We start from the raw sequence: 24,518 nt of genomic DNA on the forward strand, positions 1-24,518 counted from the left end.
TGTCTTCGGTCAGGTACGTCAAGGGTGACAGCTTTGCCGGAAATTGACGGACGTTTTAGTCTTCGGCCGGATCAGACGGCGTGTCGGCCCACCGGTCGCCCACCCCGCGCAGGGTCACCAGGCGGGCGTCGTCGCCGGTCTCCCGGTCGATGTGGATCTCCAGCCGGTCTTCGGCCAGCCCCTCGACCAGGCCCTCGCCCCACTCGACCACGGTGACCGACTCCTCCAGCGAGGCGTCGAGATCGAGGTCGTCGACCTCCAGGTCGCCGCCGAGCCGGTAGGCGTCGGCGTGCACCAGGGGCGGGCCCTGCCGCAGCGACGGGTGCACCCTGGCGATCACGAAGGTGGGCGAGGTGATCGGGCCGCGTACTTTGAGACCTTCTGCGATGCCCTGGACGAGCGTGGTCTTGCCCGCGCCGAGCGGGCCGGACAGCACGATCAGGTCGCCGGGCCGCAGGTGGGCCGCAAGGCGCGCGCCGTAGGCCCGCATGTCCTCCGCTGTCGCCAGTCGCACTACAACTCCACTCGCTTGATCAGGTCGCGCAGCGCGTCGTTGACGATCCCCGGGCGTTCCAGCTGGATCAGGTGGGAGGTGTCGGGGATCTCGGTGACCTGCGCCTTGGGCAGCGCCGCCGCGATGGCCCTGCTGTGGTCGGGCGGGGTCAGCCAGTCGCGCTCGCCGTAGACGACGGCGGTCGGGACCGGGTCGAGGACGTGCAGCGCGGACAGCTTGTCGTGGTTCATCAGGGCCGGGTAGAAGGCGGCGAACACCTCGGTGGGGGTCTGCCTGATCATCGACTCGGCGAAGTCGACCACGGTCGGGCTCACGTTCGCGGAGTCGCCGAAGCCCATGTAGCGGGTGATCAGGAACGCGATGTCGCTGCCCGCGTGCCGGGTCCTGTCGATCAGCGCGCCCTTCCTGCCCAGCAGCGACACCGTGGACGGCGCCACCTTGTGCACGGCCTTGGACACCATCGCCGGCAGCCCCAGCGTCAGCTCGGCCAGCTTGCCCGCCGAGGTCGCGATGAGGGCGACCGCCCGGATCTTGTCGCCGAACAGCTCAGGGTGGCTGTCGGCGAGCGCCATGATCGTCATGCCGCCCATCGAGTGGCCGACCACCACGCACGGGCCGGGCACGAACTCCTCGATCACCTCGGCGAGGTCCTGGCCCAGCCGGTCGATCGTGCTGTCGTCGGCCGTGCCGCGCTGCGAGCGGCCGTGGGAGCGGATGTCCCACAGCACCACACGGTGGTTCTCGCGCAGCTCCTTGCGCTGGTAGTGCCACGATTCGAGGTTGAGGCAGTAGCCGTGGCACATCACGATCGTCAGCGGCGCGTCCTCGGGGCCGTCGATCTCGACATGGAGGGCCACCCCGTCGGAGGTGACGAGCGTGCGCTCCCTGCCGCGCAGCTCGCCGAACGGCTCGCTGGCCTCCTCGTCGTGCCGCAGCCTGATCCGGCCGACCGCGTAGCGCTTGGCCAGAGCCGCCGCCGCGACACCGGCCGACGCCGCTCCGACGATCGCGCCGGCGATTCCGACCCTGCGCCGCCGTGTTGTCGTCGTCATGTCCCCGATCCTTCTCCGCTCATGGCCGCTCCGGAGTGCCCGCCGTCACATGCTGGTGGACCCGTGGCACCCGGGAACCGATCCTGGTCACGATCTCATGCGTGATCGTGCCGAGGGTATCCGCCCATTCCTGGGCAGTCGGCTCACCCCCGTCGCCGGGACCGAACAGCACCACCTCGTCGCCCGGCGACAAGGGGTCGTCGCCGACGTCGATCACGAACTGGTCCATGCACACCCGGCCCGCCACTTTCCGGCGGCGCCCGCCCGCCAGCACCTCGGCTCTTCCCGACGCGTGCCGGAGTATGCCGTCGGCGTAGCCGAGCGGCACGAGGCCGAGGGTGGTCTCGTGGTCGGTGACGTAGAGGTGACCGTAGGAGACCCCCGACTCCTGAGGGACCCGCTTGACGAGCGCGATCCTGGCCGTCAGGGTCATGGCCGGACGCAGCCCGAAGTCGCCCAGCTCGGGGACGGGGCTCAGGCCGTACATGGCGATGCCCGGCCTGACCAGGTCGAAGCGGGCGGCGGGCAGGGTCATGACGGCGGCCGAGTTGGCCAGGTGCCTGATCACCGACGAGCCGGCGGCGCCCGCCTGCTCGGCCTGCTTCAGCGCGCTCTCGAACGCCTCCAGCTGCTGCTCGACCGAGGGATGGCCGGGCAGGTCGGCGCAGGCGAAGTGGGACCACAGGCCGACGATCTCGACGACGCCCTCCGCCTGCAGCGCGAGCGCCCTGCTCAGCAGGCCCGGCCAGGCGGCCAGCGGCGCGCCGCCCCTGCTCATGCCGGTGTCGGCCTCCAGGTGCAGCTTGGCCGGACGGCCCACGCGGCGGGCGGCTGCCGCGATCTCGTCGAGCAGGCCCTCGTGGGCGGCCGACAGCTCGATGTCCTGGGCCACGGCCCGGTCGAGGGGCTCGCCGGGGGTGATCAGCCAGGCCAGCACGGGCGCGGTGACGCCGCCGTCGCGCAGCGCCAGCGCCTCGGCGACGAAGGCCGTGCCCAGCCTGGACGCGCCGCCCTCCAGGACGGCCCTGGCCGAGGGCACCAGCCCGTGGCCGTAGGCGTCGGCCTTGACGGCCCCCATCAGCTCGGCGCCACCCGCCCGCTCCTTCAGCAGGGTCACGTTGTGCCGAATGGCGGACAGGTCGACCCGCGCCTCGGCGGGGGTGGCCATCGAGGAGTACATCTCTCCAGTGTGGCAGCTCAGACGGGTGGTCGAGCGCGGTTCGAGCCGCTCATGAACGGGGTTCGCCGTGGACGGAGCGGATGGCCTCCGGAACGGCCGCCGCCACCCCGGCCGCGGTGAGCGGGGCGCCGCGGGCGGCCAGCCGGCCGGCCAGCCCGTGCACGTACGCGCCGACCGAACCCGCGTCGTAACAGCACAGGCCCTGGGCCAGCAGCGCGCCCGCCACGCCCGACAGCACGTCGCCGGTGCCCCCGGTGGCCAGCCATGACGTGCCGGTCTCGTTGACGCGGACCGGCCTGGCCTCCTCGGCCACCACCGTGGTCGAGCCCTTGAGCAGCACGGTCACGCCCAGCTCGGCCGCGGCCCGGCGGGCGTGCTCCAGCCGGGCGGCCTCGATGTCGTCGCGGCTCACGCCGATCAGCCGGGACAGCTCGCCCGCGTGCGGCGTGATCAGCACGGGCGCCCGCCTGCGCAGCAACGACCGGTCGCGGGCCACCAGCGTGAGCCCGTCGGCGTCGATCAGCACCGGGACGTCCGAGGCCAGCACGCGGGCGGCCAGCTCGTGCGCCCAGTCGCCGGTGCCGAGCCCCGGGCCGAGCAGCCACGCCTGGACGCGGCCCACGTCCTCGACGGACGGCCGGTCGAGCGGGGTGATCACAGCTTCCGGCCAATGGGCGCGCACCTGCTGGACCGGCTCGTGGGTGCCCGCGTAGCGGACCAGGCCCGCGCCCGCCCGCAGCGCGCCGCCCACGGCCAGCACGGCCGCGCCGGTGTACAGGTCGCTGCCCGCGGCCACCCCGAGCACGCCCCTGCGGTATTTGTCGGACTCGTTGCCGGGCCTGGGCAGCAGGTCCTCCACGTCCGCGCAGGTCAGCGCGGCGACGTCGGGGTCGGGCAGGAAGGGGCCGAGCCCGATGTCGACCAGCTCGATCCGGCCCGTGTGCGCGGCGCCCGGATCGACCAGCAGCCCCGTCTTGTACGCCCCCATCGTCACCGTCACCCGCGCCCGCACCGCCGCGCCCGCCACCCGCCCGGTGCTCGCCTCGACGCCGCTGGGCACGTCGACCGCGACGACCGTGCCGTGGGCCGCGTTCGCCTCCTCGGCCAGCCGGGCGTACGGCTCGCGCAGGGCGCCCGTGGCGCCGATGCCCACCAGCCCGTCCACGATCAGGTCGGCGTGCTGCACGGCTGATGGGTCGGCCACGCGGCCTCCGGCGTCGAGGAAGGCGCTCAGGCCGGCCTCGTGCGTCTTGGCGCCGGCCAGGACCGCCTCGACCCTGGCTCCCCGGCGGGCCAGGCGCTCGCCGGCGTAGAGGGCGTCACCGCCGTTGTCGCCGCTGCCGACCAGGAGCACGACGCGGGCGCCGTACACCCGGCCCAGCAGGTCGGCGCAGGCGGCGGCGAGGCCGTGGGCGGCCCGCTGCATGAGGGTGCCCTCGGGCAGGCGCGCCATCAGCGTGCGCTCGGCGTCCCGGATCTGGTCGGCGGTGTAGGCGGTCCTCATGGCCTCACTCCGTTCGGCTGCCCGGTCGCCATATGCCGCCGCCCTTCCCCGCTCCGGTCGCTTCGCTCCCGCCGCTCCTCCACGCGACGGCACTCCCTCGCGCGCATGATCCGAAGCTATCCCTCCGCGATCACATAGGCCACGGCGACGCCCCCGTCATGGCTGAGCGACAGGTGCCAGCGCTTGACCCCGAGGCCGTAGGCCACCTCGGCGACCTTGCCCGACACGTGCAGCTCGGGCTTGCCCAGCTCGTCGCAGCGCACCTCGGCCTCCAGGTGCCCGAGCCCCCTGGGCGCGCCGAGCGCCTTGGCCACGGCCTCCTTGGCGGCGAACCTGGCGGCCAGCGAGTGCGCCGGCAGCGGCCGTTCGATGTCGGTGAACAGCCGCTCGCGCAGCTGCGGTGTACGTTCGAGAGCCGCCTCGAAGCGGGCGATGTCGACGATGTCCACTCCGATACCCAGGATCATCGTCCCAGGCTACTCAGAACAGGCCGCGCTCCCACGGCCCCCAGATGGCGAACGACCGCCCCCGGACGGCCTGGACGTTGACATAGAGCGTCTGGCCGCCCGGCCCGAACGTCGAGCCGGCGAACTCGGCGCCCGGATCGCCCGGGATCGGCTGGAGGCGGCAGAAGTCGAAGATCTCGCCCGTCCTGGTGAGGCCGCGCAGGAAGTTGTCGCCGTCGCCGTCCTCGCAGAGCACCAGCGTGCCGCGCCGGCTGACGGTCACGTTGTCGGGCAGGTCGAGCGCCGACGAGCGCGGCGACTCGTAGACGAGCCTGAGCCGCCCGCTCCACGTCTCGTACGCCCACACCTGGCCCCGCCCGTCGCCGAACCCGGGAGGCGGCCGGTCACCCGGCGCGGTGGCCCCGCCCTGGGTGGAGACGAAGTACACCACGCCCTGGTGGAAGACCGCGCCCTCCAGCCTGGCGAAGATCGCCGCGCCGCCCGCGCGCCCCTGCCGGCCCACCGCCTGGACGGCCTCCTCGTACGGCGGCCTGCCGCTGAAGCGGGGGTCGGGCTCGTCGATGTCCACCCAGCGAGTGGCGTAGGCGGCCCCCGCCCGCTGCCTGCGCGACAGGTCGGCGCGCTCGACGCCGTCGACGGCGAGCATCTGCAGCCGGCCGCCGTCGAGCAGCCGCCCCTCCCGCATCGGGTGCTTGGGCGGCAGGTAGCGGTAGAAGCCGGAGGGGAAGGAGAAGTTGTCCTCGGTGAGGTAGACGGCTCCGGTAGAGGGGTCGAAGGCGGCCGACTCGTGCGGGAAGCGACCGGCCGACCTGATCGGGCGCGCGCTCGCGACCCCGCCGACCGGCACCTCGAACAGGTAGCCGTGCCTGCGCGTGAGTTTGCTGTTGTCGCCGCCGGACGGGTCGTCGCCCACGTCGGGGCCGTTGACCGTCTCCTCACAGCTCACCCAGGCCCGCCAGGGCATGGGGCCGCCGGAGCAGTTGGTCATGGTGCCGTTGAGCGAGGGACCGCTCCTGATCACCTCGCCGTGGCGGGTGACGTGGAGGGTCGAGGTGCCGCCGCCGGCCGCCGGGTCGTAGGCGGTGTCCTTGTCGCCGAACGCGCCGACCGGGCCGGTGACCTCGTGGTTGCGTACGAGGATCGTGCTCGCCCTGGGGCCGCTGAAGGCCGCCATGCCGTCGTGCCTGCCGGGGACGGTGGTGCCGTCGGTGAACTTCTCGCCCGCGGCGCTGAACGAGCGGTACCGGAAACCGTCGGGGAGGTGCAGGCGCACCTTGCCGTCGCGCAGGTCGGCGACCGGCCTCAACGGCCCGTAGCCGGCGGCGGGCCGCACGCCGCCCCTGGCCCCGGCGCAGGCGACCCCGGCGAAGGGCCCGGCCACGGCCAGCACGTTGGCGAGGAATCGACGGCGATCCACAAGACCTCCCGGGAGGCTACGTCCGGAACAGTAGCCGCCCGCCGGTTCCGGCACGCCCGGATCGTCAGGACCGGTCTTTCTTCCCGGAATCATCCTTTGGTAATCCCACGTTTTTATCCACAGGCTGTGGATATCCGCCGCGGCGCACCCGCCCATGATCGCATTTGTCCCTCATCGCTACGCTGCCTAGGTGAACAACGGCTACGTGGAACTGAGCAGGGAGCAGTGGAGCGAGCTCCGCAAGAACACGCCCTTGACTCTCACCGCAGACGAGCTGGAAGACCTGCGCGGCGTCGATGACCCCATCGACCTCACCGAGGTCACCGACATCTATCTCCCCCTGACCCGGCTGCTCAACCTGCACTTCACCGGGTCCAAGCAGCGCAGCAGCGTGCTGAGCGCCTTCCTCGGCGATGCGGGGACGCGCGTGCCGTACATCCTGGGCATCGCCGGGAGCGTCGCGGTCGGCAAGTCGACCACGGCGCGGCTGCTGCACACCCTGCTGGCCCGCTGGCCCGAGCACCCGCACGTGGAGCTGATCACCACCGACAGCTTCCTCTACCCCAACGCGGTGCTGGAGGCCAAGGGCATCACGCAGCGCAAGGGCTTCCCGGAGAGCTACGACCGGCGCGCGCTGGTCAGGTTCGTGGCGGAGGTCAAGGCGGGCGCTCCCGAGGTGTCCGCGCCGATCTACAGCCATCTGGAGTACGACATCGTCCCCGGCGCCCGCCAGGTCGTGAAAAATCCAGACATCTTGATCATTGAGGGCCTGAACGTCCTCCAGCCCGCCCCGCCCACGTCCCTGGCCGTCAACGACTACTTCGACTTCTCCATCTACGTGGACGCCAAGGTCGAGGACATCCGCACCTGGTACGTCGAACGGTTCCACAAGCTGCGCCGCACGGCCTTCGAGGACCCGAAGTCCTACTTCAAGTACATCGCCGAGCTCACCTACGAGCAGGCCACGGACTTCGCGGTCAACGTGTGGCGCGACATCAACGAGCGCAACCTGGTCGAGAACATCGCCCCCACCAGGGGACGCGCCGATCTCGTCCTGCAGAAGGGCGCCGACCACGCGGTCAGGCGGGTACGGCTTCGCCGGACCTGAACACCTCGTCGAAGACGTAGGCGGCGAACCGGCCCGCGCACTCCTGGTCGTCGATGTCGGCGAACCAGCAGTCCTCACCGTGATCGTGGCATCTGAAGCGAGTCATGTGAGGCAGCCTCGCGTACGGCGGTCAACGCGACGTCAATGTCCGATGGACAACAATGGCGGGGTGCTGCATCTGCGACTGATCATCCCTGCCGACCGCACCGACGAGGCCGTCGCGCTGTTGCAGGATTGCACGGGCGTCACCAACGTCATCGTGCTGCCCGGGGCGGCCCGCGAGCCGGCGGGCGACGTCGTCCTCTGCGACGCCGCCCGCGAGGCGGCCAACGTGGTGATCAGCCGGCTCAAGTGGGTGGAGGACGTCGGCTCGATCGCCATCGAGCAGGTGGACCTGTCGCTGTCCAGGGCCGCCACGGCGGCGGTCGAGGAGGCGCCCGGCGATCCCGACGACGCGGTGGTGTGGGAGGAGCTGGCCCACAAGGTCTCCAGCGAGTCCCGCATCACCTGGGCCTACCTGGCCTTCCTGGCCATCGCGACGCAGCTCGCGGGCATCGGCGTGCTGCAGAACTCGCCCATCCTCATCGTCGGCGCGATGGTGCTCGGCCCGGAGTTCGGCGCGATCGCCGCGATCTGCTTCGGCCTGCTGGGCCGGCGCGGACGCCTGATCACCACCGCTCTGCGGACCCTGGTCATCGGCTTCACCGTCGCCATCGCCATCACCTTCGCCTGCGCGCTGGTCTCCAACTGGCTGGGCTGGATCGACATCGGCAATCTGAAGGTGAACGCGGAGGTGCAGTTCATCGTCAAGCCGGACAAATGGTCGTTCATCGTGGCGCTGCTGGCGGGGGCGGCGGGCGTCCTGTCGGTGACGGCGGGCAAGTCCTCGGCCCTGATCGGCGTGTTCATCTCGGTCACCACGGTCCCGGCGGCCGGCTACCTCGCCGTCGCGCTGGGGCTCGGCGACTGGGCGGAGGTCGCGGGGTCGGTCTCGCAGCTCGCGGTGAACATCCTCGGCATGATCATCTCGGGCACGGCCACGCTCCTGGTCCAGCGGAAATTCTGGCCTCAAGTAGGACAGCGTTCATCCGTGTGAACGAGGCCAGGCCCACCCCGCGCCGGGTAGGGTCCGCCACATGCACATCCTCGCCACCGAGGGGCTGACCAAACGCTTCCCCACCGTCACCGCGGTCGACGGGCTCACGGTGACCGTGGGATCCGGCGTCACCGGGCTGGTGGGGGCGAACGGCGCGGGCAAGTCGACACTGATCAAGATGCTGCTCGGCCTGCTGCCGCCCAGCCAGGGCGCCGCGCGGGTGCTCGACCTCGACGTGACCGCGCAGGGCGCCGAGATCCGCCGGCTCGTCGGCTACATGCCCGAGCACGAATGCCTCCCTCCCGACGTCTCCGCGACCGAGCTGGTCGTCCACCTCGCCAGGATCTCCGGGCTGCCGCGTACGGCCGCCCGCGAGCGCGCCGCCGACGTGCTGCGCCACGTGGGCCTGGCCGAAGAGCGCTACCGCCCGATCGGCGGCTACTCCACCGGCATGAAGCAGCGGGTCAAGCTGGCCCAGGCTCTCGTGCACGACCCCAAGCTCGTCTTCCTGGACGAGCCCACCAACGGGCTCGACCCGCGCGGCCGCGACGAGATGCTGACGCTGATCAGGCGCATCGGCACCGAGTTCGGCATCAGCGTGCTGGTCACCTCCCACCTGCTGGGTGAGCTGGAACGCATCTGCGACCACGTGATCGTCATCGACGGCGGCCGCCTGCTGCGCTCGTCGGCGATCTCGGAGTTCACCCAGGCCACCCAGACGGTCACGGTCGAGGTCGAGGACGGCCTGGAGCCCCTGGCCCGGCGCCTGGCCGAGACCGGCCAGACCGTCTCCCAGCAGGGCCACCTGCTGGTGGTCAAGGTGCTCGGGCCCGAGACCTACGACGCCGTCCGCGATGCCGCCGTCGACCTCGACCTGTGCCTGATCCGCCTCGAACAGGGACGCCAACGCATCGAGGACGTCTTCAGGGAGGAGGCGGCCAATGTCTGAGATCTACGACATCGGCTACCGGCACTACGACGGCCCCCGCATGGGCGGCGCGTACGCCACCCGCGCGCTCACCGTCCACAGCCTGCGCGGCATCTTCGGCCTCGGCCGTCCGGCGCGCAGCAAGATCGTGCCGTTCGCGCTGGTCGTCATCATGCTGCTGCCCATGGTGGTGTCGATCGCGCTCATGGCGCTGGCCAAGCAGCGCGGCATCCCCTACAGCGGGTTCGCGGTCCTCCTGCAGGCCGTGGTGGCCATCTTCCTGGCCTCCCAGGCCCCCACGGTCGTCGCCCCCGACCTGCGCCACCGCGTGCTGCCCCTGTACCTGTCACGGCCGATCTCGGTCTTCCAGTACGTGACCGCCAAGGTGGTCGCGATGACCGCCGCGCTGTTCCTGCTGGTCGGCGGGCCGCTGACGCTGCTGTGGATCGGCGAGCTGGTCGTGGACATGCCGGGGCCGCCCGCCACCGGCGAGTACCTCGGCGCGCTGCTCATGGCGCTGGTGCTGGCGCTGCTGTTGTCGGCGTTCGGCCTGGCCATCGCCTCGTTCACGCCGCGGCGCGGGCTGGGGGTGGCCTCGGTGATCGCGGTCTACCTGCTGTCCTTTGCGTCGGTGCCGCTGCTCTACGGCACGATGCTCAACACAGGGAACGAGTCGGCGGCTTCCTGGGCCTGGTTGATGAACCCGTTCTGGCTGGTCGACTCCGTGCAGTCGTGGCTGTTCGGCACCCCGACCCACGCCGAGGGTTCGTATCCCAACGGTCCCGCCTCCGCGGCGATCCTGGTGGTGCTGATCGGCGTCGGCCTGGCCGCTCTCGCGCTGCGCTACAGGAAGGCGGCCTCGCGATGAAGATCGAGCTCTCCCAGGTGTCCCGCTGGTACGGCAACGTGGTGGCCGTCAACGACGTGACCATGACGATCGGCCCCGGCGTCACCGGCCTGCTCGGGCCCAACGGCGCCGGCAAGTCGACGTTGCTGCACATGATGGCCGGGTTCCTGGCGCCGTCCGGCGGCTCGGTCACGCTGGACGGCACCCAGGTCTGGAAGAACCACCACATCTACCGAAATATCGGTCTGGTCCCGGAACGCGAGGGCGTGTACGGCTTCCTCACCGGCTGGCAGTTCGTCCTGTCCGCCGCCCGCCTCCACGGCCTCCCCGACCCCGTCGAGGCCGCCCGCAAGGCCCTGGCCACGGTCGAGATGGAGGAGCCGAAGGACCGCCGGGTCGAGACGTACTCCAAGGGCATGCGCCAGCGGGTCAAGGTGGCCGCCGCCCTCGTCCACGGCCCGGCCGTGCTGCTGCTCGACGAGCCGTTCAACGGCATGGACCCGCGCCAGCGCCTCCACCTGATGGACCTCATCCGGGCCATGGGCACCGCGGGCAAGACGATCCTGTTCAGCTCGCACATCCTGGAGGAGGTCGAGCGGGTCGCCCAGCACATCGAGGTCCTGGTGTCCGGCCGGCACGCCGCCTCGGGCAACTTCCGCGAGATCAGGCGCCTGATGACCGACAGGCCCCACCTGTTCGTCATCCGTTCCAGCGACGACAGGAAGCTCGCCGCGGCCCTGATCCGCGACGAGTCCGCCGGCGGCATCACGCTCCGCCCGGACGGCCTGGAAGTCCAGGCGACCGAGTTGCGGCGCTTCGCCCGGCTGCTCCCCCGGGTCGCCCGCGACGAGGGTGTGCGCCTGCACCAGGTCTCCCCCGCCGACGAGGACCTGGAGAGCGTCTTCTCCTACCTGATCAACAGGAGCACCTGAATGAACACCGTGGTCGCGGGCATCACGTACCGCTCACTGCTCGGGCGTCGCCGCATCATCCTGCTCCTGCTGCTCCCGCTGGCCCTGATCGCCCTGGCCGTGCTGCTGCGCGTGGCGACCGGCGCCGACCAGAAGCTGGCCGTGGACCTGATGAAGGACTTCGCCATCAAGGCGATGCTGCCGCTGCTGGGGGTCATCGCGGGCACCGGCGTCATCGCGCCGGAGATCGACGACGGCACCGTCATCCACCTGATGTCCAAGCCCATCTCCAGGCCCGTGATCGTCCTGACCAAGTTCGGGGTGGCGGCCTCGCTCATGGCCCTGTTCGGGGCCCTGCCGACGTACGTGGCGGCCTGGATCCTGGTGGGCGGCGAGGACGGCATCGCGGCCGGCTTCGCCCTCGGCGCCCTGGTCGCCGGCATCGCCTACGCCGCGCTCTTCCTGCTCCTCGGGGTCGTGACCAAGCACGCGGTCACGATCGGCGTCATCTACGCCCTCGTCTGGGAGGTCACCGTGGTCAGCTTCATCGAGGGGGCGCGCAAGTTCTCCATCCAGGAGTGGGCCAGGGCCATCGCCGACCAGATCTCCGACTCGCCGTTCCTGCAGTCGAACGTCACGATGGGCTTCGCAGTGCCGGCGCTGGTCGTCGTGAGCGTGGGCGCGGTCTTCTGGGCCGGCCGCAGACTGCGGGTGTTCGCCCTCACCGGCGACGAGTAGCGGCCCGGCGGGTACGGCGCGAGGCCGTACCCGCCCAGGCGCCTCAGGAGGCGCAGGCCGTACGGACCACGTCGGCCAGGCGGCCCGCCACCTGGTTGGCGTGCTCCTCGGAGGCGGCCTCCACCATCACCCGGATCATGGGCTCGGTGCCGCTCGGCCGGATCAGCACCCGGCCGCTCTCCCCCAGCTCCGCCTCGGCCTCGGCCACGGCGGCGATGAGCTCGGGCACCGACGCCTTGCCCTTGTCGACGTCCTTGACGTTGATCAGGATCTGCGGCAGCGGGGTCATCACCGAGGCCAGCTCCTTCAGCGGGACGCCCGACTTGGCCACCACACCCAGCAGGTGGAGCGAGGTGAGCAGGCCGTCACCCGTGGTGGCGTGGTCGAGCAGGATGACGTGACCGGACTGCTCGCCACCCAGGTTGAACCCGTCGGACTTCATGCGTTCGAGGACGTAACGGTCGCCGACCGCGGTCTCGATCACGGTGATGCCGGTCTCGCGCATCGCCAGCTTGAAGCCCAGGTTGGACATGACGGTCGCGACCACGGTGTCCTTGGACAGCAGGCCGTCGCCGTGCATGGCGGCGGCGAGCACCGCCATGATCTGGTCGCCGTCGACGACCGTGCCGGTGTGGTCGACCGCCAGGCAGCGGTCGGCGTCGCCGTCGTAGGCCACGCCCAGATCGGCGCCCCTGGACACGACTATCTGCTGGAGCTTGTCCAGATGGGTGGAGCCGTGCCCGGCGTTGATGTTGAGCCCGTCGGGTCTGGCGCCGATGGCCTCGACCCGGGCGCCCGCACGCACCAGCGCTTCGGGCGCGACCATGTGGGCGGCGCCGTGCGCGCAGTCGACCACGACGTGCAGGCCGTCGAGCGCGGCGGTCATCGTGGTCAGGACGTGCGAGATGTAGCGGTCGGCCTCGCCGTACGCGTCGCGTACGCGGCCGACCCCCGAACCGACGGGGAAGGACCAGCTCTCACCGAGCCGGCGCTCGATCTCGTCCTCGACCGCGTCGGACAGCTTGAAGCCGCCCCTGGCCAGGAACTTGATGCCGTTGTCCGGCGCCGCGTTGTGCGAGGCGGACAGCATGACGCCGAGGTCGGCGCCGAGCGCGGCGGTGAGATGGGCGACGGCCGGGGTGGGCAGCACGCCGAGGCGCAGCACATCCACTCCGGACGCCGCGAGGCCGGCGACCACTGCGGCCTCCAGGAACTCCCCGGAGGCTCGCGGGTCCCGGCCCACGACGGCCACGGGACGACGTCCCGTGGCCGCGAACGCGCCCGCATCACCGAGTACATGGGCGGCCGCCACGGACAGGTCCATGGCGAGCTCGGCCGTGAGGTCGCGACCAGCGACCCCACGTACCCCGTCGGTGCCGAAAAGGCGCGCCAATTTAGCGCTTGCTGTACTGCGGAGCCTTGCGGGCCTTCTTGAGGCCGTACTTCTTCCGCTCCGTGGCGCGGGCGTCACGGGTGAGGAAGCCGGCCTTCTTCAGCGGCGGGCGGTTGACGTCGACGTCCAGGATCGCCAGGGCGCGGGACAGGCCCATGCGCAGCGCGCCGGCCTGGCCGGTGACGCCGCCGCCGTCGATGCGCGCGATGACGTCGAACGCCTCTTCGGCGCCGAGGACCACGAAGGGCTCGTTGACGATCTGCTGGTGGACCTTGTTCGGGAAGTAGACGTCCAGCGAACGACCGTTGATCGTCCACTTGCCGGTGCCGGGGACGATGCGCACGCGGGCGATCGCCTCCTTGCGGCGACCGGTGCCGTACGAGTTACCCGTGGTGACGGGCTTGCGCACGGGCGCGTCAGCGCTGGCAGCGGACTCGGTGGTGTACTCGGACGGGAAGTCCTCGCCGGAGAATTCCTCCAGCTCGGTCTCGACGACCGTCTCGACACCGGTGGGCTCAGCCACGGTTCTCCTCTAACTCTTTCGAACTACTACTGGGCGATCTGGGTGATCTGGAACTGCACCGGCTGCTGAGCCTGGTGCGGGTGGTCGGTACCCGCGTAGACCTTCAGCTTCTTGGCCATCTTCCGGCCGAGGGAGTTCTTCGGCAGCATGCCCTTGACGGCCTTCTCGACGGCCTTCTCCGGCCGCTTGTCCATGAGCTCGCCATAGGTGACGGAACGCAGACCGCCCGGGTAGCCCGAGTGACGGTACGCCTTCTTCTGCTCACGCTTGTTACCGCTCAGCGCAATCTTGTCGGCGTTGATGACGATGACGAAGTCACCGGTGTCGACGTGGTTGGCGAAGATCGGCTTGTGCTTGCCGCGGAGCAGGTTCGCGACGTGGCTGGCCAGCCGGCCCAGCACGACATCGGTCGCGTCGATGACGTACCACTGACGCTGGACGTCGGCGGGCTTCGGTGAGTACGTGCGCACGGTCGTAGCCTTCTTTTGCTCGCGTCTTCGGCGCTGTCGGATGCGACAGCTTCATGGGTCGGTCGGTGCGGGCACACGGCAGCCCGGACCTTCCGTCTCCCGAGCCCGATGGGCTTGATGATGGGAGATGACGCCGGACGCGCCGCGCATCGGTCACGCTGGACCTATGCACACAACGAACGATTAGGTTACCCGCCTACAGGCGCGCAGGTCAAAAGACCGGTAACCCTGCACGATTCTACCTGACAGCAGAACGGTTCCATTTCGTTTCCCTGGGATCCCTTCTTTCCCAGTACCCGACATCTCTATCGTTAGCTGCGGTATGTGGCGGAACTCTCACACCCGGCAAACCCAGCGGGGCGCGCGGCGCCGGAACAGCCTGGGCGTGCTGGCCTGCCTGATGGCCGCGTTGTTCACCGGCGTGCTGCTCGGCCGGCTGTCCGACGACGTCGAGCCCACCGCCCACATCTACCTCAACGAGACCGCCCCTCCTGCCGCGGCCACCGCGCGTCCCGCCCCCACCGCCGCGCAGAAGGCCCAGCCCGAGCTGGACCGCATCCCGCGACAGGCCAGCACGGTCAGGACGCCGCGCGGCAGATCCACCCCCAAGCCCACGAAGACCCCCGAGGGGCAGATCGCCGGCTTCGACGCCAAGGACGACCCCACCCAGGTGTTCACCGGCGGCGGCGACCAGGCCAAGGTGATCCCCGGCATGGCCGCCCGGGTCGTCACGCTCACCAACGCCGCCCGCGCCGAGCGCGGCTGCGGGCCGCTGCGGGTGGACGGCAGGCTGGGACGCTCGGCGCGCGAGCACTCGCTGGAGATGGCGCGCACCGGACAGCTCGCCCACAACTCCCCCGACGGTGCCTCCCCCTGGGACCGCATGGACCGCGCCGGCTACCACTGGGGTGCCGCCGAGAACATCGGCAACGGCTACAGCACGCCCGAGCAGGCCGTACGAGGCTGGCTGGACAGCCGCGACCACCGCAGGAACATCCTGGACTGCACTCTCAAGGCCATCGGCGTCGGCGTCGCCGCCGGACCGGACGGCCCATGGTGGACCCAGGACTTCGGAACTCAATGACGAACATCACGGTAATGTCTCCGCATGGTTTCCAACGGCAATGAGGAACGTGGCATGGACAGCGGTCCCCGCCGTTCGCGCAGGGAGCGCGCCGCCGAGGGCGAGACCACTCAGCAGTCTCCGTTCCCGCAGTCTCCGTCCTCGCAGTCTCCGTTCCCCGGGCCTCCGCAGCCGCCGCAGTCGGCGCGTACCGGCCAGTTCCTGCCGCCCGAGCAGCCCGGCCAGCCTGGGCCGTTCGGTCAGTCCGGGTCGTTCGGCCAGTCAGGGTCGTTCGGCCAGCCACCGTATTCGTCGCAGGCCGAGCAGTCAGCGCAGTCAGCGCAGCCGGGGCAGCCGGGGAAGCCGGGGCAGTCCGAGCAGTCGCCGCAGCCGCAGCAGAGCCGGGTCGGCTGGAGCCCCTACGACGAGGGCCGGCGCTCGCGCGCCCCGCTGTGGTTCGCGATCGGCGGGGTCCTGCTGCTGGGCCTGCTCGGCGGCGGCCTGGCGCTGATGTGGAACGCGGACGGCCCCAGCACCGCCGAGGCCGGCGCCCCCACCCGGACCTCCGCGCCGCTCCCCTCGGCCCCGCCCGGCAAGTACGGCTTCGCGGCCGAGCGCAAGACCGACCCCGACCCGATCACGGTCAAGGAGATCTTCGGCTCGACGAAGAAGATCAACGTCTCGGGGCGTTCGTACGAGATGACGGTCACCAGCAAGGACAAGAAGTGCACCGACGGCGCCCTGGGCGACAAGCTCCAGAAGGCGCTCAAGTCGGGCAAGTGCACCCAGTTCCTCCGGGCCAGCTTCCGCGACAAGTCCGGCAAGGTGATCGGCACGATCGGCGTGGCCAACCTCAAGACGAGCGGCACCGCCGGCAAGGTGGCCAAGGTCGGCGACGCGAGCAACTACGTCAAGCCGCTGGCCGGCAAGGACAGCGTCACCAAGATGCTCGGCTCGGGCAGCGGCGGCGCCAAGATCTCGGCCCACGGCCACTACGCGATCATGGTGTGGTTCCAGAACAAGGACGGCAGCAAGCCGGACAAGAAGGAATCGAAGCGCATCCTCGAAGCCATCAAGGACCTCAGCGACGCGACCGTCTTCAAGGCTCTGGACAACCGTTCGATGACGGGAAGCGCGCTCAGCTGAACCGGCATCCTGGTCGATAACCCCCCAAAGAGGGCGGCGGATCCCGCGGGGAACCCCCATACCGACATAACGATCTCGCTACTCTCGCTAGGCTCGCCCTATGCGTGGCCAGGAACCCGGGTCTGAGCACGATCGCAGGGAAGCCGACCGTACGACCGCATCACCGATGCCACCGCCGAGTTTCGGCCGCATCGGCAGCGGCGTCCCGTCGGCGTTCTCTCCGTCAGGTGAGCCGACCGGCGACGAGACGCGGGTTCCAGGTGGCACCCCACCGGAGCCCGCGGAGGCGTCCGCCGGCGTACAGCCGTGGGAGGTGGCCGGCGACGACTCGGCCCCCTACGACTGGTTCGCCGACGACGCCCCCGACACTCCACCATCCCCGAGCTCCTCCGCGCCCGCTCCCCACCCCTCCATCAGCGCCCCCTTCGGCGCCCCAGGCGCCTCCTCCGGGCCCGGCGCCCTTCCCGAGACCTCCGGCCCCCGCGCGGGCGGCCCCTCCGAGGCCTCCGGCCCTTTCAACGTCCCTGGGCCTCACGTCCCTTTCGGAGCGCCCACCCCCGCCCCCTTCGGAACTCCCGAGGCCGGCGGTACCCCCCCGGGCCCGAGAGCCGACGAAGACACCATCGCCGCCCCCCGGGCCCCCCGCGGAAACACCGGCCCCTGGCCCACCGGCACTCCTTCCACCCCAGCCCCGGCCTCCGGATCAGGCATCCCCGGCACTCCCGGAACGCCTGCCTCCGCCCCCGGCACCTCGGAAACGCGCGCCTCCGCGTCCCGCATGCCCGGAACGCCCGTCTCGGCTTCCGACCCCGCAGGGGTTGCCGATGCCCCCGAGTGGGCTGTTGACGCCCCGACGAGGCCCGCCTGGGCCCCCCAGGTTTCCGACGAAGCCGGCGGGCCGTCCCGCTCGTCCGACCAGCCCGCCTGGGCCCCCCAAGCTCCCGACCAACCCGCCTCGCCGCCCAGAGCCGTCGCCGACCCCGGACGCCCCCTCGGCACCCCCACCGAAGCCGGCTGGGGCCCCAGGCCGTCCACCGAGACCGGGCCGGGCGCGGGCACCACCGACACACCCGCCTGGGCCCCCCAAGCTCCCGACCAACCCACCTGGACCCCCAGAAACGCCACCGAAGCCACCTGGGGCCCGCAACCCGGGGACGACACCACCTGGACCCCCGCCCCCGGCCAGTGGGCCGCCACTCCGGAGGAAGACCCTCCCGCCTGGCCGGCCCAGCCGGCCGTACCGGGCGCGCCGCCGTGGGAGCAGCCAGGGCCCGTCGTACCGGGTGCGCCGCCGTGGGAGCCGCCGCCGGCGTTCACGGCCGCCGCCGCGGGCCTTCAGGTGTGGCCCGCCCCGGTCGCCGACCCGCACGCCATGCCCCCCTGGCCCGCCGCCACGGGCGAACTCGTGGCCGAGCCGGACGCCGACGACCCGGTTCTCGGCGACCCCACCGCCCGGTTCCCCACCACCCAGGCCGGTCACCCAGCGCCGCCGGCAGCAGCCGACCAGCAGCCCACCCGGCTCCCCGCCCCGCCGACCGGCACCCCGACCGGCCACTCCACCGGCACGCCGACCATCCACCCAACAGCACCACCGCCCGGCCACCCGGCGGAGCCGCCCACCGGCCCAGCGACCGGCCGCCCCACAGAGCCTCCGACCGGCAGGCCGAGCGGCCGCCCCACGGAACCGCCGGTCACCCCGTCGACCGCCGCGGCCGGCACCACCGCCACCGGCGGGCCCACCGACCCGAGCGCCACCGCACCGGCGTTCCCCCACGACCCCGCCACGCCGTACGACCAAGACGCCGCACCGTACGCCCCCGGCCACCCGCCGTACCCCGCCGACGCCCTGGACACCCCGGACACCCCGGACGCCGCGCCGCACGACGGCCGCCCTGGCGCCGCACGGTTCGGTTCCGGGTCCGGACAGTACGGCCCCGACGCCGCACGCTTCACCCCCGAGGCCGGTTCGTACGACCCCGATGCCACCCGCCCGGGCGGCATCCCCAAGACGGCCCACTACTTCGACCCCGAGGCCGCCAAGCGCGACGCCGCCGTCCAGCAGCACGCCACCACTGCCCCTCCGCACGAGGAGCACGACCCGGCAGCCCAGGACACCCCGCCCCAGGGCATGCGCGCGTCCGACCCCCGCGAGGAGCCCACCGGCCCCATGCGGACGGCCCACCACGTCGAGCCTCACCCCACCAACCCGACGGGCCGCCCCCCGGAGCCGGGCGACGTACCGGTGTGGCCCCCCATGCCCCCGGCCGAGGAGAAGCGCCCGGAGGACAGGCACCCGGACGAGAGGCCCGACGAGGCGACGCAACGCGCAACCGGCCACTCCCCCGGCACGCCCCCACAGCGCACCCACCCAGCAGAGCAGGGCCCGGACGACAAGCAGGCCGAAGCCCAGCGTTCACCGGAGCCCCGAGCGGACCAGTCCCCCACCCAGGACAAACTCCCCGACCTGCCCTTCAACCAGGACCTGTGGACGAAGAGGCCCGGCACCGCCCTGGACCTCCCCACCCCGCCCCGCGGCACGCCCACCTTCCCACCCGGCGCGTTCAGGCAACCCCCGTTCCAGATCCCGCCGCCACCACCCCCGGCCCGCGGCAAGAGCAAGCGAGCCCTGCTCGTGACCCTCGGCGCCCTGGCTCTGGCGGGCGTCGCGACCGGCGGCTTCTTCGCCTACCGCGCGCTGAGCACCACCCCGCCGGCCGCCACGACCGCGGGCGCCACCCCTGCCCCGCCCACGCTGCTGCCCACCACGGAGCTGTCCACCAGCCCGCCCGCCGACGTCCCGGGCGCGTCCATGCTCAATTCGGAGGAGACCGACCCGAAGAAGATGTCCCTGACGGAGGCGTTCCCGAAGAAGAAGGTCTCCGCCGCCGGCACGACGTTCACCAGGGTCAAGACCGACACGGAGACGAGCTGCGACAAGGCGGCGACCGGCGCGTTCGCCGACGCGCTGCGCGAGCGGAAGTGCAGCCGGATCATCCGGGCCACCTACGTCGACAGCAAGCGCCGCTACGCCGTGACCACCGGCATCGCGGTGCTGCCGACCAAGGAGGACGCCGTCCTGACCGACCAGGCCAAGAACCTCTCGCGCAACGTCTGGTTCCGCGCGCTGCCGGGTGCGGAGGGAAGCGGGGGCGAGCGGGTGTCCATCGCCGGCGGCTACGCGGCCGGCCTGGTGTGGGGCAGGTACATCGTCTTCAGCTACGCCACCCACGCCGACGGCCACACCCCGGACGCCAAGGACAAGACGCTGGCCAAGGTCAGCGGGGCGTTCAGGGACCAGACCTCACTCGTCCTGGAGCGCCGCGTCACCAAGGGCTGAGAGCGTCCGGACCCGCCGGGTGGCGGCGGCCCGCGCGGCGAGTTCGTCCGCCGCAGGGTAGCCCACCTCCTCCAGGCACAGCCCGTGCGCGGGCGCGACGTGCACGCCGGAGTCCCGTACGGCCTGGGTCAGCACCTGGCCGGGCCACTCCACCGGCCGCCGCCCGTCGCCCGCGGCCAGCAGCGAGCCCACCAGCGCCCGGACCATCGAGTGGCAGAACGCGTCCGCCACGACGGCGGCCACCAGCACGCCGTCCGCCTCGCGCGTCCACTCCAGGCGCTGCAGCTCCCTGATCGTCGTGGCGCCCTCGCGCTTCTTGCAGAACGCCGCGAAGTCGTGCTCGCCCACCAGCCGCCGGGCCGCCTCGTTCATGGCGTCGAGGTCCAGCGGACGGCTGTGCCAGACCACCTCGTGCCGCCGCAACGGATCGACCCCTCCCGCCCTGTCGCACACCCGGTACGCGTACCGGCGGAACATCGCGGAAAAGCGGGCGTCAAAGCCCTCAGGAGCCACCGAGACCCGGTGAACGCGTACATCCTGGGGCAGGATCCCACCCAGCCGCCGGACGAGCGCAGAGAGCCGCTCATCGACGTCCAGGGGCCCGCGGTTGCCGTCGAGCTCGGCGAGCGACCCGGCCGGCACGTCCACGTGCGCCACCTGGCCGCGCGCGTGCACGCCCGCGTCCGTACGCCCGGCCACGGTCAGCGCGGCGGGCTCGCCCAGGCGCAGGATCCTGGTGAGCGCCAGCTCGATCTCACCCTGGACCGTACGGCGACCGGGCTGCCTCGCCCATCCGGAGAAGTCGGTCCCGTCGTATGCCAGATCCAGGCGGAGCCGTAGCACGATCGTCCCTTTCGCGTTCACGGAAAAGGGCCCGGACCCCCGCGAAGGGGATCCGGGCCCGATTCAACCAGCCTGAGAGATCAGGCCTCGTCCTTCTTCGCCTCGGCCTCGGCGGCCGGAGCCTCCTCGGCGGCAGCCGGGGTCTCCTCGGCGGCGGCCTCGGGGGCCTCGGGCGCCTCGGTCTCGGCGGCCTCGGTCTCCTCGGCGGCCGGAGCCGGAGCGGCAGCGGCGGCCGGAGCCTCGGTACGGCGGGTGGTGACACCGTTCAGCGGCTCGGACACCAGCTCGATGAGGGCCATCGGAGCGTTGTCGCCCTTACGCGCGCCGATCTTGGTGATCCGGGTGTAACCGCCCGGACGCTCGGCGAACGTCACCGCGATCTCGGTGAACAGGTGGTGAACCACGCCCTTGTCCTTGACCACGGTCAGGACCTGGCGACGGTTGTGGATGTCGCCCTTCTTCGCCTTGGTGATCAGGCGCTCCGCCAGCGGACGAAGGCGCTTGGCCTTGGTAACCGTCGTACGGATCTTGCCGTGGCGGAACAGGTCCGTGGCGAGGTTCGCCAGGATCAGCCGCTCGTGCGCCGGGCTGCCGCCAAGACGTGCACCCTTGGTGGGCTTGGGCATTGCTTTCTCCTCTTGGGTCAACCCGCCCCGGCCGTACCAGGTACCGGAGTCGGGCCGGCCGCAGTCACCACGACTGGGCCGTTACGTTCGTCACGCGCCGAGCGGCTGGGCCACTCGGCGCGTGCGGGGCACGTGCGGAGACGGGTCTCCGCACGAGGCTCAGTACTGCTCGGTCTCGACGTACGCGCTGTCGTCGTCGTCGTAGCCGCCGCCGGCCACCGCGCTCGGGTCGAACCCGGGCGGGGAGTCCTTGAGCGCCAGCGACATCTCGTGCAGCTTCTGCTTGACCTCTTCGATCGACTTGGCCCCGAAGTTCCTTATGTCGAGAAGGTCCTGCTCGCTGCGGGCGACGAGCTCACCCACGGTGTGGATGCCCTCGCGCTTGAGGCAGTTGTAGGAGCGAACGGTCAGGTTCAGCTCCTCGATCGGCAGCGCCAGGTCGGCGGCCAGGGCGGCGTCGGTCGGCGACGGGCCGATGTCGATGCCCTCGGCCTCGACGTTGAGCTCACGGGCCAGGCCGAAGAGCTCGACGAGGGTCTTGCCGGCCGAGGCCACCGCGTCGCGGGGCTTCATGGCGGGCTTGGTCTCGACGTCGAGGATGAGACGGTCGAAGTCGGTGCGCTGCTCGACTCGGGTCGCCTCGACCTTGTAGGTGACCTTGAGCACCGGGGAGTAGATCGAGTCGATCGGGATGCGCCCGATCTCCTGGCCCGGCTGCTTGTTCTGGGCGGCGGAGACGTAGCCGCGACCGCGCTCGACGGTCAGCTCCATCTCCAGCTTCGCCTTGCCGTTGAGCGTGGCGATGCGCAGCTCGGGGTTGTGCACCTCGACACCGGCCGGAGGCGCGATGTCGGCGGCGGTGACCTCACCCGGGCCCTGCTTGCGCAGGTACATCACGACCGGCTCGTCGTGCTCGGAGGAGACGACCAGCTCCTTGAGGTTCAGGATGATGTCGGTGACGTCTTCCTTGACCCCGGGAACGGTCGAGAACTCGTGCAGCACGCCCTCGATGCGGATGCTCGTCACGGCCGCGCCCGGGATGGACGACAGCAGCGTGCGGCGCAGCGAGTTGCCGATGGTGTAGCCGAAGCCCGGCTCCAGCGGCTCGATGACGAACCGGGACCGGGTCTCGTCGATCGACTCTTCGAGAAGAGTCGGGCGCTGAGCGATCAGCATGGTGGGTTCTCCCCTTGTCGTGTGGCGCCCGCTATATGACGCCACTCCGATAAACAGTCTAGTTCGGGTACGGACATCCGTACCCGAACTAGAACGTCACTGACTACTTGGAGTAGTACTCGACGATGAGCTGCTCTTGGACCTGGGTGTCGATCTGCTGGCGAACCGGCAGCTGGTGGACCAGGACGCGGAGCTTCTCCGGCACGACGCCGAGCCACGCGGGAACGGTGCGCTCGCCCGCGGTCGCCCGAGCGACCTCGTAGGGCAGCAGGTTGCGCTTGGTCTCGCGGACCTCGATGATGTCGTGCTCGCGAACGCGGTACGACGGGATGTCGACCTTCTTGCCGTTCACCAGGATGTGGCCGTGGCGCACCTGCTGGCGGGCGGCGTCACGCGACTGGGCGAAGCCGGCGCGGTAGACGACGTTGTCGAGACGGCTCTCCAGGATCTGGAGCAGCACCTCACCCGACTTGCCGCTCTTGCCCGCGGCCTCCTCGTAGTAGTTGCGGAACTGCTTCTCGAGGACACCGTAGATACGACGGGTCTTCTGCTTCTCGCGAAGCTGAAGCTGGTACTCGGACTCCTTGGGACGTCCGCGGCCGTGCTCACCCGGCGGGTAAGGACGGATCTCGATGGGGCACTTGGCGGACTCGCACTTGCTGCCCTTGAGGAAGAGTTTGGTCTTCTCGCGACGGCAGAGCTTGCAGTCCGCGCCCGTGTAACGAGCCATTTCTCAATATCTCCTGGGGAAATTCAGACGCGGCGGCGCTTCGGCGGACGGCAGCCGTTGTGCGGGACCGGCGTGACGTCCTGGATCGAACCCACCTCGAGGCCGGTGGCCTGAAGGGAGCGGATCGCGGTCTCACGGCCGGAGCCGGGACCCTTGACGAACACGTCGACCTTGCGCATGCCGTGCTCCATGGCGCGGCGGGCGGCGTTCTCGGCGGCCATCTGAGCGGCGAACGGGGTGGACTTACGGGAGCCCTTGAAACCCACGTGGCCGGCGCTGGCCCAGGAGATCACGTTCCCGTTGGGGTCGGTGATCGAGACGATCGTGTTGTTGAACGTGCTCTTGATGTGGGCGTGCCCGTGAGCGACGTTCTTCTTTTCCTTGCGGCGCACCTTCTTCGGGGCACCCTGACGGCTCTTAGGAGGCATTGTTTGCCATTACTCCTGAGATCTTCGGTCCGCGGCTGTGGACTACTTCTTACCGGGCTTCTTCTTACCGGCGACGGTCTTCTTCTTGCCCTTACGGGTACGCGCGTTGGTCTGCGTGCGCTGACCGTGGACCGGAAGGCCCTTGCGGTGCCGGATGCCCTGGTAGCAACCGATTTCGATCTTGCGACGGATGTCGGCCTGGACCTCGCGGCGCAGGTCACCCTCGATCTTGAAGTTCGCCTCGATGTAGTCACGCATCGGGACGAGCTCGGTGTCGGAGAGCTGGTGCACGCGGAGGTCGCCGCTGACACCGGTCGCCTGGAGGATCTCCTGGGCGCGGGTGCGGCCGATTCCGTAGATGTAGGTGAGAGCGATCTCCAGCCGCTTCTCGCGGGGGAGGTCGACGCCAACCAGGCGAGCCATGGTCGGGCATTCTCCTTCTTTTGGGCGGAGGTCTTGCGCCGCACTACCCCTCCCCATGCCCGGGGTGAGGGCCCCGGCCTCCGACCGGGGGTCTCCTGAGTGGTACGGAATGCTCCGCCTGCCCAGGTGTGAGACGCGATTACTGTCGCGGGCTCCTCATGCGTCGAGCCCGCTCCCTAATTCGGGGCGGACTCGGAGAAACCTTGCGTACGACTAACCCTGACGCTGCTTGTGGCGCAGGTTGTCGCAGATCACCATGACGCGACCGTGCCGGCGAATCACCTTGCACTTGTCGCAGATCTTCTTGACGCTCGGCTTTACCTTCATTGTCCTTCGTGTTCCTCAGACGTCTTACTTGTATCGGTAGACGATCCGCCCGCGACTCAGGTCGTAGGGGCTCAGTTCAACAACTACCCTGTCGTCCGGCAGAATCCGGATGTAGTGCATCCGCATCCGTCCGCTGATGTGGGCCAGGACCTTATGGCCGTTGTCGAGCTGCACCCGGAACATGGCGTTCGGGAGCGACTCAACCACAGTGCCCTCGATCTCGATGGCGCCGTCTTTCTTGGCCAAAATCCCTCGCGTTTCACTGATCGGT

27 protein-coding genes are annotated in these 24,518 nt (G+C 70.8%); 9 read left to right on the forward strand and 18 right to left on the reverse strand.

Going from position 1 to position 24,518, the window contains the following annotated elements; translation table 11 throughout:
• Positions 1-55 precede the first annotated feature (55 nt).
• The 6 genes from tsaE to ABZ444_RS10845 form a co-directional block, all read right to left on the reverse strand.
• Entirely contained in the window at positions 56-514 is a 459-nt protein-coding gene (gene tsaE, locus ABZ444_RS10820) for a tRNA (adenosine(37)-N6)-threonylcarbamoyltransferase complex ATPase subunit type 1 TsaE (protein ID WP_357994763.1), read from the reverse strand.
• Positions 514-1,566, reverse strand: coding sequence for an alpha/beta hydrolase (locus ABZ444_RS10825; RefSeq protein ID WP_357994764.1), 1,053 nt, complete (start codon positions 1,564-1,566; stop codon positions 514-516). The genes tsaE and ABZ444_RS10825 overlap by 1 nt, the downstream gene beginning before the upstream one ends.
• Before the next feature lie 19 nt (positions 1,567-1,585).
• Entirely contained in the window at positions 1,586-2,734 is a 1,149-nt protein-coding gene (gene alr / locus ABZ444_RS10830) for an alanine racemase (RefSeq protein ID WP_357994791.1), read from the reverse strand.
• A 61-nt stretch (positions 2,735-2,795) separates the two neighbouring features.
• The gene (locus tag ABZ444_RS10835) at positions 2,796-4,250 is read right to left on the reverse strand and encodes an NAD(P)H-hydrate dehydratase (protein WP_357994765.1); all 1,455 of its coding nucleotides are present in this window, start codon (positions 4,248-4,250) and stop codon (positions 2,796-2,798) included.
• 116 nt (positions 4,251-4,366) lie between these two features.
• Positions 4,367-4,717, reverse strand: a complete 351-nt coding sequence (locus ABZ444_RS10840) for a holo-ACP synthase (RefSeq protein ID WP_357982729.1) — start codon at positions 4,715-4,717, stop codon at positions 4,367-4,369.
• A gap of 13 nt (positions 4,718-4,730) precedes the next feature.
• Positions 4,731-6,134, reverse strand: a complete 1,404-nt coding sequence (locus tag ABZ444_RS10845; RefSeq protein WP_357994766.1) for an alkaline phosphatase PhoX — start codon at positions 6,132-6,134, stop codon at positions 4,731-4,733.
• 205 nt (positions 6,135-6,339) lie between these two features.
• On the opposite strand from ABZ444_RS10845, the gene coaA reads away from it, so the two are divergent.
• Entirely contained in the window at positions 6,340-7,242 is a 903-nt protein-coding gene (coaA, locus tag ABZ444_RS10850; RefSeq protein WP_357994792.1) for a type I pantothenate kinase, read from the forward strand.
• Here the strand turns inward: coaA and ABZ444_RS10855 are convergent.
• Entirely contained in the window at positions 7,214-7,348 is a 135-nt protein-coding gene (locus ABZ444_RS10855; RefSeq protein ID WP_352318657.1) for a hypothetical protein, read from the reverse strand. The two genes, coaA and ABZ444_RS10855, sit on opposite strands and share 29 nt — an antisense overlap.
• Before the next feature lie 63 nt (positions 7,349-7,411).
• On the opposite strand from ABZ444_RS10855, the gene ABZ444_RS10860 reads away from it, so the two are divergent.
• From ABZ444_RS10860 to ABZ444_RS10880, 5 genes are read left to right on the forward strand one after another with little or no spacing between them, the layout of a single operon-like run.
• Positions 7,412-8,338, forward strand: a complete 927-nt coding sequence (locus ABZ444_RS10860; RefSeq protein WP_357994767.1) for a DUF389 domain-containing protein — start codon at positions 7,412-7,414, stop codon at positions 8,336-8,338.
• Positions 8,339-8,378: 40 nt separating this feature from the next.
• The gene (locus ABZ444_RS10865) at positions 8,379-9,287 is read left to right on the forward strand and encodes an ABC transporter ATP-binding protein (RefSeq protein ID WP_357994768.1); all 909 of its coding nucleotides are present in this window, start codon (positions 8,379-8,381) and stop codon (positions 9,285-9,287) included.
• On the forward strand, positions 9,280-10,134 hold the full coding sequence (locus ABZ444_RS10870) for an ABC transporter permease (protein WP_357994769.1): 855 nt from the start codon (positions 9,280-9,282) through the stop codon (positions 10,132-10,134). The genes ABZ444_RS10865 and ABZ444_RS10870 overlap by 8 nt, the downstream gene beginning before the upstream one ends.
• On the forward strand, positions 10,131-11,045 hold the full coding sequence (locus tag ABZ444_RS10875; RefSeq protein ID WP_357994770.1) for an ABC transporter ATP-binding protein: 915 nt from the start codon (positions 10,131-10,133) through the stop codon (positions 11,043-11,045). Before ABZ444_RS10870 ends, ABZ444_RS10875 begins: the two co-directional genes overlap by 4 nt.
• On the forward strand, positions 11,046-11,762 hold the full coding sequence (locus ABZ444_RS10880; RefSeq protein WP_357994771.1) for an ABC transporter permease subunit: 717 nt from the start codon (positions 11,046-11,048) through the stop codon (positions 11,760-11,762). It begins immediately after the preceding gene.
• Positions 11,763-11,805: 43 nt separating this feature from the next.
• Here the strand turns inward: ABZ444_RS10880 and glmM are convergent, their stop codons facing one another.
• Genes glmM through rplM form a run of 3 tightly spaced genes read right to left on the reverse strand, consistent with a single transcriptional unit; the run spans position 11,806 to position 14,148 of the window.
• On the reverse strand, positions 11,806-13,155 hold the full coding sequence (glmM, locus tag ABZ444_RS10885; RefSeq protein ID WP_357994772.1) for a phosphoglucosamine mutase: 1,350 nt from the start codon (positions 13,153-13,155) through the stop codon (positions 11,806-11,808).
• Between the two features lies 1 nt (position 13,156).
• Entirely contained in the window at positions 13,157-13,678 is a 522-nt protein-coding gene (gene rpsI, locus ABZ444_RS10890; protein ID WP_125644639.1) for a 30S ribosomal protein S9, read from the reverse strand.
• Between the two features lie 26 nt (positions 13,679-13,704).
• On the reverse strand, positions 13,705-14,148 hold the full coding sequence (gene rplM, locus ABZ444_RS10895) for a 50S ribosomal protein L13 (protein WP_125644641.1): 444 nt from the start codon (positions 14,146-14,148) through the stop codon (positions 13,705-13,707).
• A 322-nt stretch (positions 14,149-14,470) separates the two neighbouring features.
• Here rplM and ABZ444_RS10900 point away from each other — a divergent pair, with 322 nt between their 5' ends.
• The 3 genes from ABZ444_RS10900 (at position 14,471) to ABZ444_RS10910 (ending at position 19,694) form a co-directional block, all read left to right on the forward strand.
• Positions 14,471-15,232, forward strand: coding sequence for a CAP domain-containing protein (locus ABZ444_RS10900; protein WP_357994773.1), 762 nt, complete (start codon positions 14,471-14,473; stop codon positions 15,230-15,232).
• Between the two features lie 54 nt (positions 15,233-15,286).
• Positions 15,287-16,357, forward strand: a complete 1,071-nt coding sequence (locus ABZ444_RS10905; RefSeq protein WP_357994774.1) for a hypothetical protein — start codon at positions 15,287-15,289, stop codon at positions 16,355-16,357.
• Between the two features lie 778 nt (positions 16,358-17,135).
• Positions 17,136-19,694 carry a hypothetical protein gene (locus tag ABZ444_RS10910; RefSeq protein WP_357994775.1) on the forward strand — a complete coding sequence of 853 codons (2,559 nt, stop codon included), beginning with the start codon at positions 17,136-17,138 and terminating at the stop codon, positions 19,692-19,694.
• Here the strand turns inward: ABZ444_RS10910 and truA are convergent.
• The 8 genes from truA to infA all read right to left on the reverse strand — a co-directional run bounded on the left by truA (position 19,659) and on the right by infA (position 24,493).
• Positions 19,659-20,537: a tRNA pseudouridine(38-40) synthase TruA gene (truA, locus tag ABZ444_RS10915; protein ID WP_357994776.1), complete on the reverse strand. Its 879-nt coding sequence runs from the start codon at positions 20,535-20,537 to the stop codon at positions 19,659-19,661. The genes ABZ444_RS10910 and truA overlap by 36 nt on opposite strands.
• A gap of 80 nt (positions 20,538-20,617) precedes the next feature.
• Entirely contained in the window at positions 20,618-21,163 is a 546-nt protein-coding gene (rplQ, locus tag ABZ444_RS10920; protein WP_357982758.1) for a 50S ribosomal protein L17, read from the reverse strand.
• A gap of 159 nt (positions 21,164-21,322) precedes the next feature.
• Positions 21,323-22,339 carry a DNA-directed RNA polymerase subunit alpha gene (locus ABZ444_RS10925; protein ID WP_043623495.1) on the reverse strand — a complete coding sequence of 339 codons (1,017 nt, stop codon included), beginning with the start codon at positions 22,337-22,339 and terminating at the stop codon, positions 21,323-21,325.
• Positions 22,340-22,442: 103 nt separating this feature from the next.
• On the reverse strand, positions 22,443-23,069 hold the full coding sequence (rpsD, locus tag ABZ444_RS10930) for a 30S ribosomal protein S4 (RefSeq protein ID WP_352327498.1): 627 nt from the start codon (positions 23,067-23,069) through the stop codon (positions 22,443-22,445).
• A gap of 23 nt (positions 23,070-23,092) precedes the next feature.
• Positions 23,093-23,497, reverse strand: a complete 405-nt coding sequence (gene rpsK / locus ABZ444_RS10935; RefSeq protein WP_020542285.1) for a 30S ribosomal protein S11 — start codon at positions 23,495-23,497, stop codon at positions 23,093-23,095.
• Positions 23,498-23,539: 42 nt separating this feature from the next.
• Positions 23,540-23,920: a 30S ribosomal protein S13 gene (rpsM, locus tag ABZ444_RS10940; protein WP_125644650.1), complete on the reverse strand. Its 381-nt coding sequence runs from the start codon at positions 23,918-23,920 to the stop codon at positions 23,540-23,542.
• Between the two features lie 213 nt (positions 23,921-24,133).
• On the reverse strand, positions 24,134-24,247 hold the full coding sequence (gene rpmJ / locus ABZ444_RS10945; protein WP_003956441.1) for a 50S ribosomal protein L36: 114 nt from the start codon (positions 24,245-24,247) through the stop codon (positions 24,134-24,136).
• A gap of 24 nt (positions 24,248-24,271) precedes the next feature.
• Positions 24,272-24,493, reverse strand: a complete 222-nt coding sequence (gene infA / locus ABZ444_RS10950) for a translation initiation factor IF-1 (RefSeq protein ID WP_012887858.1) — start codon at positions 24,491-24,493, stop codon at positions 24,272-24,274.
• Positions 24,494-24,518 lie beyond the last annotated feature (25 nt).

The organism is Nonomuraea sp. NPDC005730, assembly GCF_040630865.1.
In the GTDB taxonomy this organism is placed as follows: Bacteria; Actinomycetota; Actinomycetes; order Streptosporangiales; family Streptosporangiaceae; genus Nonomuraea.